A 14,186-nucleotide genomic window follows, 5' to 3' on the forward strand; every position below is an offset into this window, starting at 1 on the left:
GCACGGTCACGCCCCGCTGTCCATAGGCGGATTGGAGATGTTCCAACCTGTTTCCTTACAGCGACACCGGCTCCCGGGCCCCTTCTCCCTCCCCTGCCCCAAGGAAGCCACCGGACTGGCGCCGCCAGAGCCGGGCATAGAGCCCACCGGCCCGAAGCAGCTCCGCGTGGCTTCCCTCCTCCACGATCTGGCCCTCTTCAATGACAATGAGGCGGTCGAGGGCCGCAATGGTGGAGAGGCGATGGGCAATAGCGAGCACGGTCTTGCCCTTCATCAGCGTCGCCAAGGAATCCTGGATCGCTGCCTCGACCTCCGAGTCCAAGGCGGAGGTGGCCTCATCCAAGACCAAAATGGGAGCATCCTTGAGGATCACACGGGCAATGGCGATACGCTGGCGCTGGCCGCCGGAGAGCTTCACCCCCCGCTCGCCCACATGGGCATCATAGCCGCGCCGGCCCCGGTGATCCTCCAATCCCATGATGAAGTCATGAGCATGGGCTAGGCGCGCCGCCTCGACGATATCGCGGTCTGTGGCCCCTACCCGGCCATAGGCGATATTATCCCGGATCGAGCGGTGCAGGAGCGAGGTGTCCTGAGTGACCACGGCGATGGAGGAACGCAGGGAATCCTGGGACACCTTGGAGATGTCCTGCCCGTCGATGAGGATGCGCCCGCCCTCAACGTCGTGAAGGCGCAGAAGAAGCGAGGTGATGGTGGTCTTGCCCGCACCGCTGGTGCCGACGAGTCCGACCTTTTCGCCAGCGCGGATCGTGAGGTTCAATCCTTCGATGACACCGCCTTCCTTCCCGTAATGGAAAGACACGTCCTTGAAGCGGATCTCGCCCCGGCCAACCTTCAGGCGCGGAGCCTGCGGCATGTCCACCAGGCCATGCGGGCGGGCGATGGTCTGCATGCTTTCCTGGACCGTGCCGATATTCTCGAACACGTCGCGGACCGTATGCATGACCCAGCCGGACATGGCGAGGATGCGCATGACAAGGGCAAGCCCGGACGCCGCCTCGCCACTCGTCATGACGCCCCGGCTCCACAGGAGCACCGAGAGGGCTCCAGTGGCAGCAAGCAGCAGGCTGTTCATGATGGACAGGAGGCCCGAGACAGTGGAGTTCAGCCGCAACGAATGGAGGAAGGCCTCAGTGTTGGCCCCGACTGCCTCCTTGACGGCTGAGCGCTCCTCGGCCCCCCGGGCGAAAAGCTTCACCGTCAGGATGTTGGTGTAGCTGTCGACCACCCGGCCCACGAGGGCCGAGCGGGTATCGGCCACCTTGAGCGAGCGCTCCTTCGCCTGGGGAACGAAGAAGCGCAGGAGAACGATGTAGCCTACGATCCAGAGCCCCATGGGCAGGGCAAGCCAGGGGCTGACACTGGAAAAGACCCCGAGGGCCGTGACCGCATAGATCGCCACGTAGAGCAGCGTGTCGATGAGCGTCACGGCAATGCTGCGGATCGCGCCACCGCCCTGCATGATGCGGTTGGCGAGGCGGCCCGCGAAATCGGCCTGGAAATAGCTCACCGCATGGCCCAGCGTGTAAACATGGGTTCGCCAGCGGATCATATTGGTGCTCTGCGCGATGATCACCTGGTTGGAGATCAGCTCATGCGCAAAATTCAGGGCTGGCCTGACAAAAACGACGAGAGCCGCCATCATCATCAGGGTGGTTCCGTGCTCGGCCCAGACCCGGTCCGGCGTGGAATTGGCCAGGATATCCACCAGCCAGCCCAGCAGAATGTAGAGGGACGATTCGAACAGGCCGACGGTCAGCGCGACAAAGAACAGGATCACCAGCCAGAAGCGCACCGGCTTGAGATAATGCCAGGTAAAGCTCCCCACCTTATTCGGCGGCGTCTCGTTTTCATCGAACGGCGCAAACGGATCGATCCGCTTTTCCAGCCACCGGAACATTCCCTTCCCCGATTCCTGTTCTCAAGTCCCCAGGTTTAACACGGGCGGAACCGAAAGCGTTCACTTGACGTGAGCCGCGCCTGCCCCGATGACGGTGCCATGCCTCGTCTTGCCATTTTCCAGCCGGACATCCCGCAGAACACCGGCACCATGCTGCGCCTGGCCGCCTGCCTCGGCGTGCCGGTCGAGATCATCGAGCCTGCGGCCTTCGACGTGTCGGACCGGAACCTGCGCCGCTCCGGGATGGATTACCTCAACCACGTGACGATCACACGTCACATTTCCTGGCGCGCTTTCGAGGAATGGCGGCGCGAGGGAAGAGGCCGGCTGGTGCTGGCCACCACCAAGGGCGCCGTGCCCTACACCGATTTCCAGTATGAGCCCGAGGACATCATCCTGGTAGGTCGCGAGTCCGCCGGCGTGCCGAACGAGGTCCATGCGGCGGCGAATGCCCGGATCATCATCCCCATGCAGGCGGGCATGCGCTCGCTCAACGTGGCCGTCACCGCCGCCATGATCCTCGGCGAAGCCTTGCGGCAGACGGAATCCTTTCCAAACATCGGCATTTCGGGGCAATAAGGGCCTTGAGAAACACCCTCATCCTGAGGAGCCGCTGCAAGCGGCGTCTCGAAGGATGATCCAGAGGGCGCTGGGGCCTCCTTCGAGACGGACCTGATGGTCCTCCTCAGGATGAGGCTGTGTTGGCGCCTACCGACGAGACATGAACAGATGACCGACAAAGCCCATATCGAGCGCCTGCAGATCGAAGCCCCGCTCTGGTTCGCCTCTCTCCGCGACCGGATCTGCGCCGCCTTCGAGCAGCTTGAGGACGAAGTCACGGCTCCTCTGCCCCCGGAGGCCTCGGAGCCCGGGCGCTTCGAGCGCACGCCCTGGGAGCGCAAGGACTACAACGGTGTGCCGGGTGGCGGCGGCATCATGTCCATGATGCGCGGGCGCGTGTTCGAGAAAGTGGGCGTGCATGTCTCGACTGTGCATGGCGAGTTTGCACCGGAATTTCGTGGTCAGATCCCGGGTTCCGACCAGGACCCGCGCTTCTGGGCCGGCGGCATTTCGCTCATCGCCCATCCGTGGAACCCGAATGTGCCCACCGTCCACATGAACACGCGCTTCGTGGTGACGACCAAATCCTGGTTCGGCGGTGGTGCCGATCTCACGCCCGTGCTCGACCGTCGACGCACGCAGGAGGATCCTGACAGCATCAGTTTCCATGCCGCCATGGAGGATGCCTGCCGTCGCCATGCGCCTGAAGGCTCTTATGAGAAGTACAGGAAGTGGTGTGATGAGTATTTCTACCTCAAGCACCGCCACGAGCCGCGCGGTATCGGCGGCATCTTCTATGATTACCACTGGACCGGAAATCCGGACGAGGACCTTGCCTTCACCAAGGACGTGGGCGAGGCCTTCCTGACAATCTATCCCGAGATCGTGCGCCGCAACGTAACGAAGAACTGGACGGAAGAAGACCGCTTCGAGCAGCAGGTCCGCCGCGGCCGCTATGTTGAGTTCAACCTGCTCTATGATCGCGGCACGATCTTCGGCCTGAAGACTGGCGGCAACATCGCCTCGATCCTGTCTTCGATGCCGCCAACGGTGAGGTGGCCGTAGGCTCCAGCGCCAACACGGATCATTGCCGCGCATTCCACGCGCGACAGGCTCCTCACGTCATGCCCGGGCTCGTCCCGGGCATCTCGCTTCAGAAAAGCGCCGAGCTTCACTGGAACGGGATCACCGGCACAAGGCCGGTGATGACGTGGTAGGGTGACGGAACTAAGCGGCTGAACCTCGACTGTCATTCCCGCGCAGGCGGGAATCGATAACCGCTGTGAGTGCAAGCTGGAGCGCTGTCGTAGTTATGGATCCCGGCCTTTGCCGGGATGACAGTGCTGGGTTCTGAGAACGATCCCGGATCTCCGCTCCGCTTCGTCCGGGAGGACGTGTTGTTCAGGCCTGCGCCAAAATCCGCTTCAACAAATCCTTAGCGTAAGCCTCATCCGTCCGACATCCTTCAGAGAGCCAGGCCTGACGAGCTAAGCTGAGGATCTCGCCGACCTTCGGCCCTTTCGGAATGCCGCGCTCCACGAGATCAGCACCACGCAAAGGGAAAGCCGGCACGCTCTCCTCACCGCTTCGATAGCGCTCAAGGGCGCTCAATGCATCCCCATCGATGTGGGGCGAAGGCTCTCCATCGATGGCGGCGAGAACGACGCTCAACGTCTCGGCGCCGTGATCGGCCACGAGGCGGCGGATCGCATTTGCATCGAGCGGCGCGCCCCATGTTTTCAAAACGACGAGCAGGCGCGCATAGGCCACGAGCCTTTTATGTTCGTCATTGGAGAGCCTGAGATGCTCGCGCAGGCGATCTGCATCCTGCTCGACCATCATGGCAAGCGCCGCGAGACGCCAGATTGCAACCGGGTTGTCCTTGTCGAACACGGCCATTCGACGGAAGCGACCGAATTCGGCGGGGCCGGCGATGAGCCATGTCAGAAAGCCATAATGGCTCAGGACTTGCAGCGTCTCTTCCGCGCGTCGTGCTACGAGAAGCCTGAGCAGTTCGTGGCGAATTCTCTCTTTCGAGAGAATGGACAACCCCTGTCGCTCGATGCCCGATGCATCAAGGCCTTCCGCATCAGGCTCGCCTTCCGCATATTCCGCATGGAAGCGGAAGAAGCGCATAATGCGCAGGTAATCCTCGCGAATGCGCTTATGCGCATCGCCGATGAAGCGCACGCGCCGCGCCTGGAGATCGGCAACACCGTTAGTGTAGTCGTAGAGCTTCCCATCGGGACCGAGCGAAAGGGCGTTGATGGTGAAGTCGCGTCGCCTTGCATCGAGCAAGAAATCGCGTCCGAAATGCACGACCGCATAGCGCCCATTCGTTTCCACATCCACGCGCAGGGTGGTGGCTTCGAAGGGCTCGCCGTCGACGACGACAGTCACTGTGCCATGGTCGATGCCGGTGGGCACAGGTTTGAAGCCCGCGTCATGCGCCCGCTTCACCATCACGTCAGGCAGCATGGTGGTCGCGCAATCGACCTCCGTAACGGGTCGTCCGAGCAAAGCATTGCGCACGGCACCGCCGACGATGCGCGTCTCTTCGCCGTGGCCGTTGAAGGCCTCGAGCAGGCGCCGCAGTCGCGGACGCTCAAGCAGGCCGAGAAGCGCCTTGTGATCGAGGGTCTCACTCACTGAAACTGTCCCGGGACGACTCGTCCATTTTCGATATGGGTCGGCACGAAGGCGCCGGTATGACGCTCGGTCATCAAGCCTGTGACGATGAGCGAGGCGATGACCATAGCAAGGCCCGCGATGGCAAGCCAGAATGATTGATCGCTCCAGGACGACCAAGCCAGAGCGTTGCGACGGCGGATGACGAGGTAGAGGCCGAAGAGAACGAAAGGCAGGAAGAACAGCACCAATCCCTGCAGGAACGCGCGCGTCATGGCGTGTAGAGCCTCTCGTAGAGATTGCGGATGATCCCCGCCGTCACGCCCCAGATATACCGCCCCTCAAAGGGCATCGCATAGTAGCGGCGAAGCCTGCCCTTCCATTCGCGCGAATGAAGCTCGTGACGAGCCGGGTCCATGAGAAAGCTCAAGGGCACCTCGAAGGCATCGGCCACCTCGTTGGGATTGAGATTGAGCGTGTAGGACGGCGAGACCCGCGCCACGACCGGAATGACCAGGTAATTGGTGGTGGAGAGATAGGCGTCGAGATAGCCGAGGGGCGAGATGAAGCGACTGTCCAGTCCAATCTCCTCTTCAGCTTCACGGCAGGCCGCCGCCAGAATCGATTCATCCGTTGGATCGACCCGCCCGCCGGGAAAGGCGATCTGGCCCGAATGCTGGCGCAAGTGAGCGGAACGCTCGGTGAGCAGCAAAACTGGCTCCTCCCGCATCACCACGGGCACCAGTACGGCAGCGGGCTTGGGCTCCAGGGGATAGACCAGGGGCACATTGTCGAGGCTGTGGTCGCCGCGCGGGTTGGCAAGCGCATCCTCCAGATGCGGCGGCTCATGGCGCAGCCGCTCGGCAGCCAGCGTCAGGAAATCCGGCTTGTCCAGGGGAGCAACCCTCATGCGAGGCCCTCTAGGTCAGAAGCCGAAGCAATGGGGAAGAAAGCCCCCTTCACCGCGACCCCGAACAGATTCCGTCCCTCGACCTCCCGCTCCTCAGCCAAAGCAATCAGGTCCATGGTCAAGGCACGGGTCACGAGAGCCCACAGATCGCCCCGGACCTTCACGTAAGGCTTCACGCCCCCGTGTTCCTCCTGCTCGAAGCGCAGAGGATGGTCGAACCCTACCTGCACAAGGTCGTCCACATTCGTGCGGAAGGCGATCTGGCGATCATCCCCTTCCGCTTCCACCGCCATCTCGACGGCAAGGAACGGAGCATCCTCGACGGCGATCCCCACCCGCTCCACGGGGGTGACGAGCACATAGCGCTCCGGGTCCCTGCGAAGAACTGTGGAGAACAGCCTTACAAGTGCGGGCCTGTTGATGGGCGAGCCCATGTAATGCCAAGAGCCGTCGGCGGCGATGCGCATGTCGATCTCGCCGCAATAAGGCGGGTTCCAGCGCTCCACCGGAGGGGGGCCTTTCCGCTTGGCCTCGGTGCCGAGCGCCTCCGTGAGACGGGCCAGGGCAGAGCCGGGAGAAGGGGTGTTGGAATCCGTCATGACGCAAGCGTGAACAAGAAAGTGAACATTGAGGATCGACGAAGGGCTGCCATCGGCTAGTTCCTAAGCATAGAGTTCCCAGCAGCTTCGTCCAATCCTCCGGTCGCCCGCTGCGGCTGATCGACCCTTGCCACTCCATAGGGATCGAAGGCAGACTAGGTGTTTGGGGGCTTATGCAACGAGAGGGAGAATGACCTCATGACGGCCAGCATGTCTCAAGCGCCCACCGCCCTGGACGACGCGATCATCCGTAACGCGGAGGCGACGCTTGAGACTGTCGGGCGCGCCAGGGAGGCCATTCACACCGTCATCTTCGGCCAGGAAGACGTGGTCGATCAGACCCTGATCACCCTGCTTGCGGGCGGTCACGGCCTGCTCGTGGGCGTCCCGGGCCTTGCGAAGACCAAGCTCGTGGAAACGCTGGGCACCGTTCTGGGCTTGGATGCCCGCCGCATCCAGTTCACCCCCGATCTGATGCCCTCCGACATCCTCGGGTCCGAGATCCTCGACGAGGGCGCCGACCGTCGCCGCTCCTTCCGCTTCGTAAAAGGCCCGGTTTTCACCCAGCTCCTCATGGCGGACGAGATCAACCGCGCGAGTCCGCGCACCCAATCCGCCCTGCTCCAGGCCATGCAGGAGCATCATGTGTCCGTGGGCGGCGAACGGCATGATCTGCCCCAGCCCTTCCACGTACTGGCCACGCAGAACCCCATCGAGCAGGAAGGCACCTATCCCCTCCCCGAGGCACAGCTCGACCGTTTCCTGCTGCAGATCGACGTGAACTATCCGACGCGCGAGGCCGAGCGGCGCATCCTGATCGAGACCACTGGCGCGGAGGATCACAAGCCTGTTGCCGTAATGAACGCCGAAGCGCTCATGAACGCCCAACGCCTCGTGCGACGCCTGCCGGTGGGTGAGAGCGTGGTCGAAGCGATCCTCGATCTCGTCCGCTCCGCCCGTCCCGAGGGAGAGGCTGTCGATGGCGTCACCGACAGGATTCTCTGGGGCCCCGGCCCCCGCGCCAGCCAGGCATTGATGCTGGCCGTGCGCGCGAGAGCGCTCATTGAGGGGCGCGTTGCGCCCTCGATTGCTGACGTGATGGCGCTGGCCGAGCCCGTTCTCAAGCACCGCATGGCGCTCACCTTCTCCGCCCGTGCCGATGGAGAGACGCTCTCGAGTGTCATCGGCCGTCTCACCGCGCGGCTGGCAGGTTAAGGATCGCAGTCATGGCCCGTGTCCGGGTCCTTCCCGATAGCGCCCGCTCGCCGGGGCGTCAGGAAACAGAGAGCGCTCTGTCGCTTGCTCGCCGCATGCCCCGCCTCGTCCTGGAGGCAAGGCGGGTGGCCGCGAACCTCGCCCACGGCATCCACGGCCGCAGGCGCGCGGGCGTTGGCGAAAGTTTCTGGCAGTTCCGTCCCTTCGTGGCGGGCGAGGCCGCACAACGCATCGACTGGCGCCGCTCCGGCCGCGACGACCGGCTCTATGTGCGCGAGCGCGAATGGGAAACGGCGCAGACCCTCTGGATCTGGATCGATCGCTCCGCCTCGATGGGCTATGCCTCAGAGCTCGCGCAAGCTCCCAAGATCGAGCGCGCCATCGTGCTGGGATTTGCTCTGGCCGACTGTTTCGTGGAGGCAGGAGAGCGGATCGGCATGCTCGGCCTCATGGCGCCGCGCGCGACACGGCAGATCGCCGAGACCATGGCGCAGACCCTGGTGGCGGACCGCGCTTCCCTTGAAGAGGATTTGCCGCCCGGTGCTCCCATTGCGCCTCAGCATGAGGCCATTCTGATCAGCGATTTCCTCTCGCCCGTGCGCGACATCGCAGCCACCGTGGAAGGCATCTCCTCACGCGGTGCCCGCGGTCATCTCCTGATGATCGTCGATCCTGTTGAGGAGACCTTCCCGTTCCAGGGCCAAGCTGTCCTTCACGACCTGGAGGATGGTCTTTCTCTTCGCATCGGCGATGCCGAAGCCTGGGGGCGTGCCTACCGCGAACGGATCGACGCGCACCGGGCCGAGCTGCAGGAACTGACGCGCCGCCGGGGGTGGACCTTCACGATTCACCGCACCGACAGACCGGCCAGCGAGGTGGCTTTGCGCCTCATGACCCTGGTGTCGGCCTCTCGCGGCGCGGCGGTGGGAGGGCGCTAGATCATGCTGGGCCTCCCTCTCACCTTCACCGTTCCGCTCGTCCTGACGGCGCTTGCCGCCTTGCCGGCAATCTGGCTGCTTCTGCGCATCACACCGCCGCAGCCCAAGCGCGTGGATTTCCCACCGCTCAAGATTCTCGCCGATCTGCGACCTGAGCAGGAGACGCCGGCCCGCACGCCCTGGTGGCTTCTGCTCATGCGCCTGCTGCTCGCGGCCTTTCTCATTATCGCTGCCGCAGGGCCGATCTGGAATCCGCTGGCTGAGGACAACAGCCGCGCGCCGCTCCTCATCGTCATGGATAATGGCCTTGCCGCCGCGCATGACTGGCGAGATCGAATGAATCTTGCCTCCGAGCGCATCGAGGCGGCTGGCCGAGATGGACGCACCGTTGCCCTTGTCGCCACGGCGGAGCAGGTTTCCGCTATCGAATTGTCGAACCCCGGAGCCACCCTGGAACGTCTGCGCTCCCTGAAGCCGCAACCGCATCTGCAGGATCGCGCAGCTCACCTCGAATCCATCCGGCGGTTTCTGGAAAGCACGCCTGATGCACAGATCGTTTGGATCAGTGACGGGGTCGCCGGCGTTGATGGACAGGGCTTCATCGACGGCTTGGCACAGATGGCGGACGGTCGGCGGATCACGGTGCTCAAATCCGAGCGCGCCTCCACGCTTGCGGTCGCAGGCGTGGAGAATGCCGGCGGACGTTTGAACGCACGGGTGGTGAGGGCCGAACCCAACGGGCGCGATTCCGGCACGCTGCGAGCGCTCGATCTGAAAAACCTGCCGCTCGCCGACATGCGCTTCACCTTCGACGCGAACGCCACCGAAACCACTGTTGCCTTCGATCTTCCCACGGAGATCAGAAACGCCATCGCCCGCATCGAAATCCTCGGCGAGAGTTCCGCCGGCGCGGTGAACCTGCTCGACGAGCGCGGCAAGCGCCGCCGGGTCGGTCTCGTCTTCGGCGGCACCGCCGACCAAACGCAGCCGCTTCTCTCACCGCTCTATTACATCGAGCGTGCCCTCTCGCCCTATTCGGAAATCCGCATGGGTCGCGGCGGCGTGGCCGATGCAGTGAACCAGCTCATCGAGGAGCAGGTGTCCATACTCGTGCTCGCCGATGTGGGTGGCCTCGACCGCGAAACGCTCGGCAAGGTGACAGCCTTCGTCGAACAGGGCGGATTGCTGCTCCGCTTTGCGGGTTCTCGTTTGGCTGCGGGCAATGATGAACTCGTGCCGGTCCGCCTGCGCCGCGGTGGGCGCAGCCTCGGCGGATCCCTCTCATGGGATACGCCGAAGACCTTCGCGCCTTTCACGCGCGAGAGCCCCTTCTTTGGCCTAAAAGTTCCGGAAGAGATCGGCATCCGCCGCCAGATCCTCGCCGAGCCCGATGGCGATCTGCCCTCGCGGACCTGGGCCTCGCTGGCAGATGGAACGCCCATCGTAACAGCAGACAAGCGTGGCGACGGCCTCGTCGTTCTCTTCCATGTGACCGCGGACACCACCTGGTCGAACCTGCCGCTCTCGGGCCTCTTCGTCGACATGCTGCGTCGGATCACGGCTCTCGCTGGCGCGCCGAGCGATGTGAACGCAGAGGCGCGCAACGCCGAGAATGAAACCGTTGCTCCGCGCCTAACCCTCGATGGCCACGGCGTGTTCACAACACCACCTGCGAATGCCCGTGCCGTGGCTCGCAATTACACAGAGCGCGCGACAAGAGAGCATCCGCCAGGCTTCTATGGCCCCGCCGATTCAAGTCTCGCGGTGAATGCGCTTCTGCCGGACGACAAGCTCACACCGCTCAACATCGCCCCGCTCAGCGCACGGGTCGCACCGCTGGCGGGCGCTCAAACCATCGATCTGCGCATGCCTCTCTTCATGCTCGCTCTCATCCTGCTTCTTGCTGATACGCTGGCTTCGCTGTGGCTCGGCGGCCATCTCGCAAATCTTTCAGGACGCTTGCGCAAAGCCGGCGCGGCAGCCTCCGTCCTTCTCGCATTGATGATGCTCTTCACCTCCGCCTTCGATACGAGAGCGCAGGACCTTGGGCCGCGCCGGTTTGACGAGAGCGCGAGCCCGGCACTCGTGACGCGCTTGGCTTACGTGATCACCGGCGATGCGGGTGTCGATGAGGCGAGCAGGGCCGGCCTTCTGGGGCTGACGCAGGTTCTGTCGCAGCGCACGGCGCTGACGCCCGGCGATCCCATCGGCATCGATCCGTCGCGCGATGAAGTCGCCTTCTATCCGCTGATCTACTGGCCCATCGTCGCTACGCGGCCCATGCCGTCGGAAGCGGCGATCCGTAAGCTCGATGCCTTCATGAAAGGGGGAGGCACGGTGATCTTCGATACGCGCGACGCCTTCAATAACCGTCCCGATGGAGCAGTGAGCGCAGAGGGCCAGTATCTGCGCCGTATGTTGGCCACCCTCGACATCCCTGAGCTCGAGCCCGTGCCGACGGATCACGTGCTGACGAAGACGTTCTATATTCTCGAGTCCTTCCCCGGCCGCTACGCCACGGGCCAGACCTGGGTCGAGGCCCTGCCGCCTCAGGCGGAGGGCGAGGAGAACCGCCCTGCCCGCTCGGGTGACAGCGTGTCGCCGATCATCATCACCTCCAACGATCTGGCCGCCGCTTGGGCGGTCGGTGCGCGCGGAGAATACCTTTTCCCTGTTGTCGGCAGCGATCAGCGCCAGCGTGAGATGGCTTACCGCAGTGGCATCAACATCGTGATGTACTCACTCACCGGCAACTACAAGGCCGACCAGGTGCATGTGCCTGCGCTGCTCGAGCGGCTGGGGCAGTAAGGCGAGCCATGTTATCCGTGCTTTCGATCAGCTTCTCGCCCCTCATTCCAAGCTATGCGCTCTGGATTGTCGGTGCTATTGCCACGCTGCTTGCGATCCTTGCTATCATCTCACGCGGGCCTGTGGCGATCCTCCGGGCCATTGCGCTGGCGCTCGTGCTTCTTGCTCTCGCCAATCCGTCCCTTGTGCAGGAAGAGCGCGAGAAGGTGAAGGACATCGTGGCCGTCGTCGCCGACCGTTCGACCTCACAGACGCTCGGCGACCGTGCCGCCATGACGGATCAGGTGAGAGCGGAACTTGAGCGGCGCTTCGGCTCGCTCGCCGATGTGGAGCCGCGCTACATTCAGGCGGATGACAGCGGAGGCGATGAAGGAACGCGCCTGTTCGCTGCCCTCTCGAACGGCCTGGCTGATGTCCCGCCGGATCGTCTGGCAGGTGTGATCTTCGTCACGGACGGCGTGGTGCACGATATCCCGCCCTCCATCGACGCGCTTGGTTTCCGCGCCCCTCTGCATGCCCTCGTTACAGGCAGGCCCGATGAGCGCGACCGGCAGATCAAGCTGCTCGAAGCTCCGCGTTTCGGCATCGTCGGCAAGGAGCAGACCATCCGCGCACAGGTGATGGAGCGCGGCGGCACAGGCTCGGCTGTCGTCACGCTTCGCAGGGATGGACAGGTTCTTTCGCGTCAGCAGGTGCGCTCCGATACGCCATTCTCGCTGCAGGTGCAGATCGAGCATGGCGGCACGAATGTGGTCGAGCTCGAGGTGGAAGGCTTACCCAACGAGCTGACGCAGGCGAATAACCGCGCCGTCGTGCCCGTCGAAGGCATTCGCGAGAAGCTGCGCGTGCTCCTCGTCTCCGGCGAGCCTCATGCGGGTGAGCGCACGTGGCGCAATCTGCTGAAGTCGGACGCCAACGTGGACCTCGTGCACTTCACCATTCTTCGTCCGCCGGAGAAGCAGGACGGCACGCCGATCAACGAATTGTCGCTGATTGCCTTCCCGACGCGCGAGCTTTTCCAGCAGAAGATCAAGGACTTTGACCTGATCATCTTCGACCGCTACGCGAACCAGAGCATCCTGCCTTCGAGCTATTTCGAAAACATCGTGCGCTATGTGCGCGAAGGCGGCGCGATCCTCGTGGCGGCGGGCCCGGAATTCGCAAGCTATGGCAGCCTTGCGCAGACGCGTCTTTCACCAGTCATTCCCGGCATCCCCAACGGCCGCATTGTGGAGCAGCCCTATAAGGCCAGCATCACCGATACCGGCAATCGCCATCCTGTGACGCGAGATTTGCCGGGTTCCGAAACATCGCCTCCCTCCTGGGGCGAGTGGCTGCGCATCATCGGCTCCGACGTGCAATCGGGTGCAACGCTGATGTCGGGTGCGAACGATCTTCCGTTGCTCGTGCTGCGGCGCGAGGAGAAGGGCCGTGTTGCGCTGCTTCTCTCCGATCATGCTTGGCTTTGGGCGCGCGGCTATCAGGATGGCGGCCCGCATCTCGACCTGCTGCGCCGCTTGGCGCACTGGCTCATGAAAGAGCCGGCCCTGGAGGAGGAAGCGCTTCGCGCATCGGCTTCGGGCCGCACCATCCGCATTGAGCGGCAGACGATGGAGGACACGGCAGCGCCCGTAACCCTCGTGACGCCGAGCGGCGCGGAGAGCAGCATTCCCCTCACCGAAAGCCGGCCCGGTCTGTTCACGGCCGAGGTCGAAGGCAAGGAACTCGGCCTTCACACGGTGCGCTCCGGCGAGTTCATCGCCTTCGTGAGCATCGGCCCCGCCAACCCGCGCGAGCTGATGGACGTGTTCAGCAACACGGAGGCGCTCACCCCCATCGCGGAAGCGACCGGCGGCTCCGTGCGGCGCGTGGCTATGGAGGGCGACCAGAGCATCACGGTGCCCCGCATCCTTGTGGTGCATTCCGGATCGCGCTTCTCCGGAGGCGATTGGATCGGCCTGAGGCCCAGTGAGAGCGCCATCGTGCGCGGCGTCTCCGTCTTCCCGCTGGCACTCGGCTTCGTCGGCCTCGCGCTTTTGATCGGCGCGACACTCGCGGCTTGGTTGACGGAAGGCCGCCGCAGGGCCTGATCACGCCTCTTTCGGAAGAGGCGTGACGATCCCCTTGGCGCGGGAGAGCGCTCCATCCTCCAGCTCTAGGGCGAGGAAGCGGGCAGGATTGACTGGGCCCGGCAATTGCAATTGCTGCGGCGGAACATGCTTGAAGCCGAAGCGGCTGTAATATGGCTCATCGCCCACGAGGAGCACCAGAGTGTGCCCCTTGGAGTTCGCGGCCTCCAGCGAGCGGCGCATGAGGGCAGCGCCGATGCCTCTGTTCTCAAAGGCCGGCTCGACGGTCAGCGGACCCAGCATCAAAGCGGGCTCCTCGCCTGCCATCACCGGAGTCAGGCGCACGGAGCCGACCAGCAGCGTGCCTACCATGGCCGTGAAAGAGAGATCGAGCAGATGGCCTGCGCCCTCCCGCAAACGGGAGGCGGTGCGGGCATAGCGGCCCGGGCCGAAGGCGCGCTCATGGAGGCGCTCGATAGCCTCGGCATCGACGGGTTGCTCGGAACGGATGAGAAGGGAAAGCTCGGTCATGACGGA

12 protein-coding genes are annotated in these 14,186 nt (G+C 63.9%); 6 read left to right on the forward strand and 6 right to left on the reverse strand.

Annotated elements, in window-relative coordinates:
- Nucleotides 1–55: 55 nt before the first annotated feature.
- Nucleotides 56–1,921 carry an ABC transporter ATP-binding protein gene (locus DC522_RS17735; RefSeq protein WP_116530004.1) on the reverse strand — a complete coding sequence of 622 codons (1,866 nt, stop codon included), beginning with the start codon at nt 1,919–1,921 and terminating at the stop codon, nt 56–58.
- A gap of 99 nt (nt 1,922–2,020) precedes the next feature.
- Here DC522_RS17735 and DC522_RS17740 point away from each other — a divergent pair, with 99 nt between their 5' ends.
- Nucleotides 2,021–2,500 (forward strand): tRNA (cytidine(34)-2'-O)-methyltransferase, encoded by a 480-nt coding sequence (locus DC522_RS17740; protein ID WP_116530005.1) that lies wholly within the window; start codon nt 2,021–2,023, stop codon nt 2,498–2,500.
- 150 nt (nt 2,501–2,650) lie between these two features.
- A complete protein-coding gene (gene hemF, locus DC522_RS17745; protein ID WP_116530006.1) occupies nt 2,651–3,547 on the forward strand; it encodes an oxygen-dependent coproporphyrinogen oxidase in 897 nt (298 codons plus the stop codon).
- A 336-nt stretch (nt 3,548–3,883) separates the two neighbouring features.
- Here hemF and DC522_RS17750 read toward each other — a convergent pair whose 3' ends face one another.
- Genes DC522_RS17750 through DC522_RS17765 form a run of 4 tightly spaced genes read right to left on the reverse strand, consistent with a single transcriptional unit; the run spans nt 3,884 to nt 6,619 of the window.
- Nucleotides 3,884–5,131, reverse strand: coding sequence for a CCA tRNA nucleotidyltransferase (locus DC522_RS17750; RefSeq protein ID WP_116530007.1), 1,248 nt, complete (start codon nt 5,129–5,131; stop codon nt 3,884–3,886).
- A complete protein-coding gene (locus DC522_RS17755; protein ID WP_116530008.1) occupies nt 5,128–5,385 on the reverse strand; it encodes a DUF6111 family protein in 258 nt (85 codons plus the stop codon). The genes DC522_RS17750 and DC522_RS17755 overlap by 4 nt, the downstream gene beginning before the upstream one ends.
- Nucleotides 5,382–6,020 carry a CoA pyrophosphatase gene (locus tag DC522_RS17760; protein ID WP_116530009.1) on the reverse strand — a complete coding sequence of 213 codons (639 nt, stop codon included), beginning with the start codon at nt 6,018–6,020 and terminating at the stop codon, nt 5,382–5,384. The genes DC522_RS17755 and DC522_RS17760 overlap by 4 nt, the downstream gene beginning before the upstream one ends.
- Nucleotides 6,017–6,619 (reverse strand): DUF1285 domain-containing protein, encoded by a 603-nt coding sequence (locus DC522_RS17765; protein ID WP_116530010.1) that lies wholly within the window; start codon nt 6,617–6,619, stop codon nt 6,017–6,019. The genes DC522_RS17760 and DC522_RS17765 overlap by 4 nt, the downstream gene beginning before the upstream one ends.
- Nucleotides 6,620–6,817: 198 nt before the next feature.
- Between DC522_RS17765 and DC522_RS17770 the strand changes: the two genes are divergently transcribed.
- The 4 genes from DC522_RS17770 to DC522_RS17785 are packed head-to-tail and all read left to right on the forward strand — an operon-like array spanning nt 6,818 to nt 13,670.
- Nucleotides 6,818–7,834, forward strand: a complete 1,017-nt coding sequence (locus DC522_RS17770) for a MoxR family ATPase (RefSeq protein ID WP_116530011.1) — start codon at nt 6,818–6,820, stop codon at nt 7,832–7,834.
- 11 nt (nt 7,835–7,845) lie between these two features.
- On the forward strand, nt 7,846–8,772 hold the full coding sequence (locus DC522_RS17775) for a DUF58 domain-containing protein (RefSeq protein ID WP_116530012.1): 927 nt from the start codon (nt 7,846–7,848) through the stop codon (nt 8,770–8,772).
- 3 nt (nt 8,773–8,775) lie between these two features.
- Entirely contained in the window at nt 8,776–11,580 is a 2,805-nt protein-coding gene (locus DC522_RS17780) for a DUF4159 domain-containing protein (RefSeq protein ID WP_116530013.1), read from the forward strand.
- Between the two features lie 17 nt (nt 11,581–11,597).
- Nucleotides 11,598–13,670, forward strand: a complete 2,073-nt coding sequence (locus DC522_RS17785; RefSeq protein WP_116530044.1) for a hypothetical protein — start codon at nt 11,598–11,600, stop codon at nt 13,668–13,670.
- Here DC522_RS17785 and DC522_RS17790 read toward each other — a convergent pair whose 3' ends face one another.
- Nucleotides 13,671–14,180 carry a GNAT family N-acetyltransferase gene (locus tag DC522_RS17790; RefSeq protein ID WP_116530014.1) on the reverse strand — a complete coding sequence of 170 codons (510 nt, stop codon included), beginning with the start codon at nt 14,178–14,180 and terminating at the stop codon, nt 13,671–13,673.
- Between the last annotated feature and the right edge of the window lie 6 nt (nt 14,181–14,186).

The sequence above is a fragment of the Microvirga sp. KLBC 81 genome, assembly GCF_003075415.1.
Classification (GTDB): Bacteria; Pseudomonadota; Alphaproteobacteria; order Rhizobiales; family Beijerinckiaceae; genus Microvirga.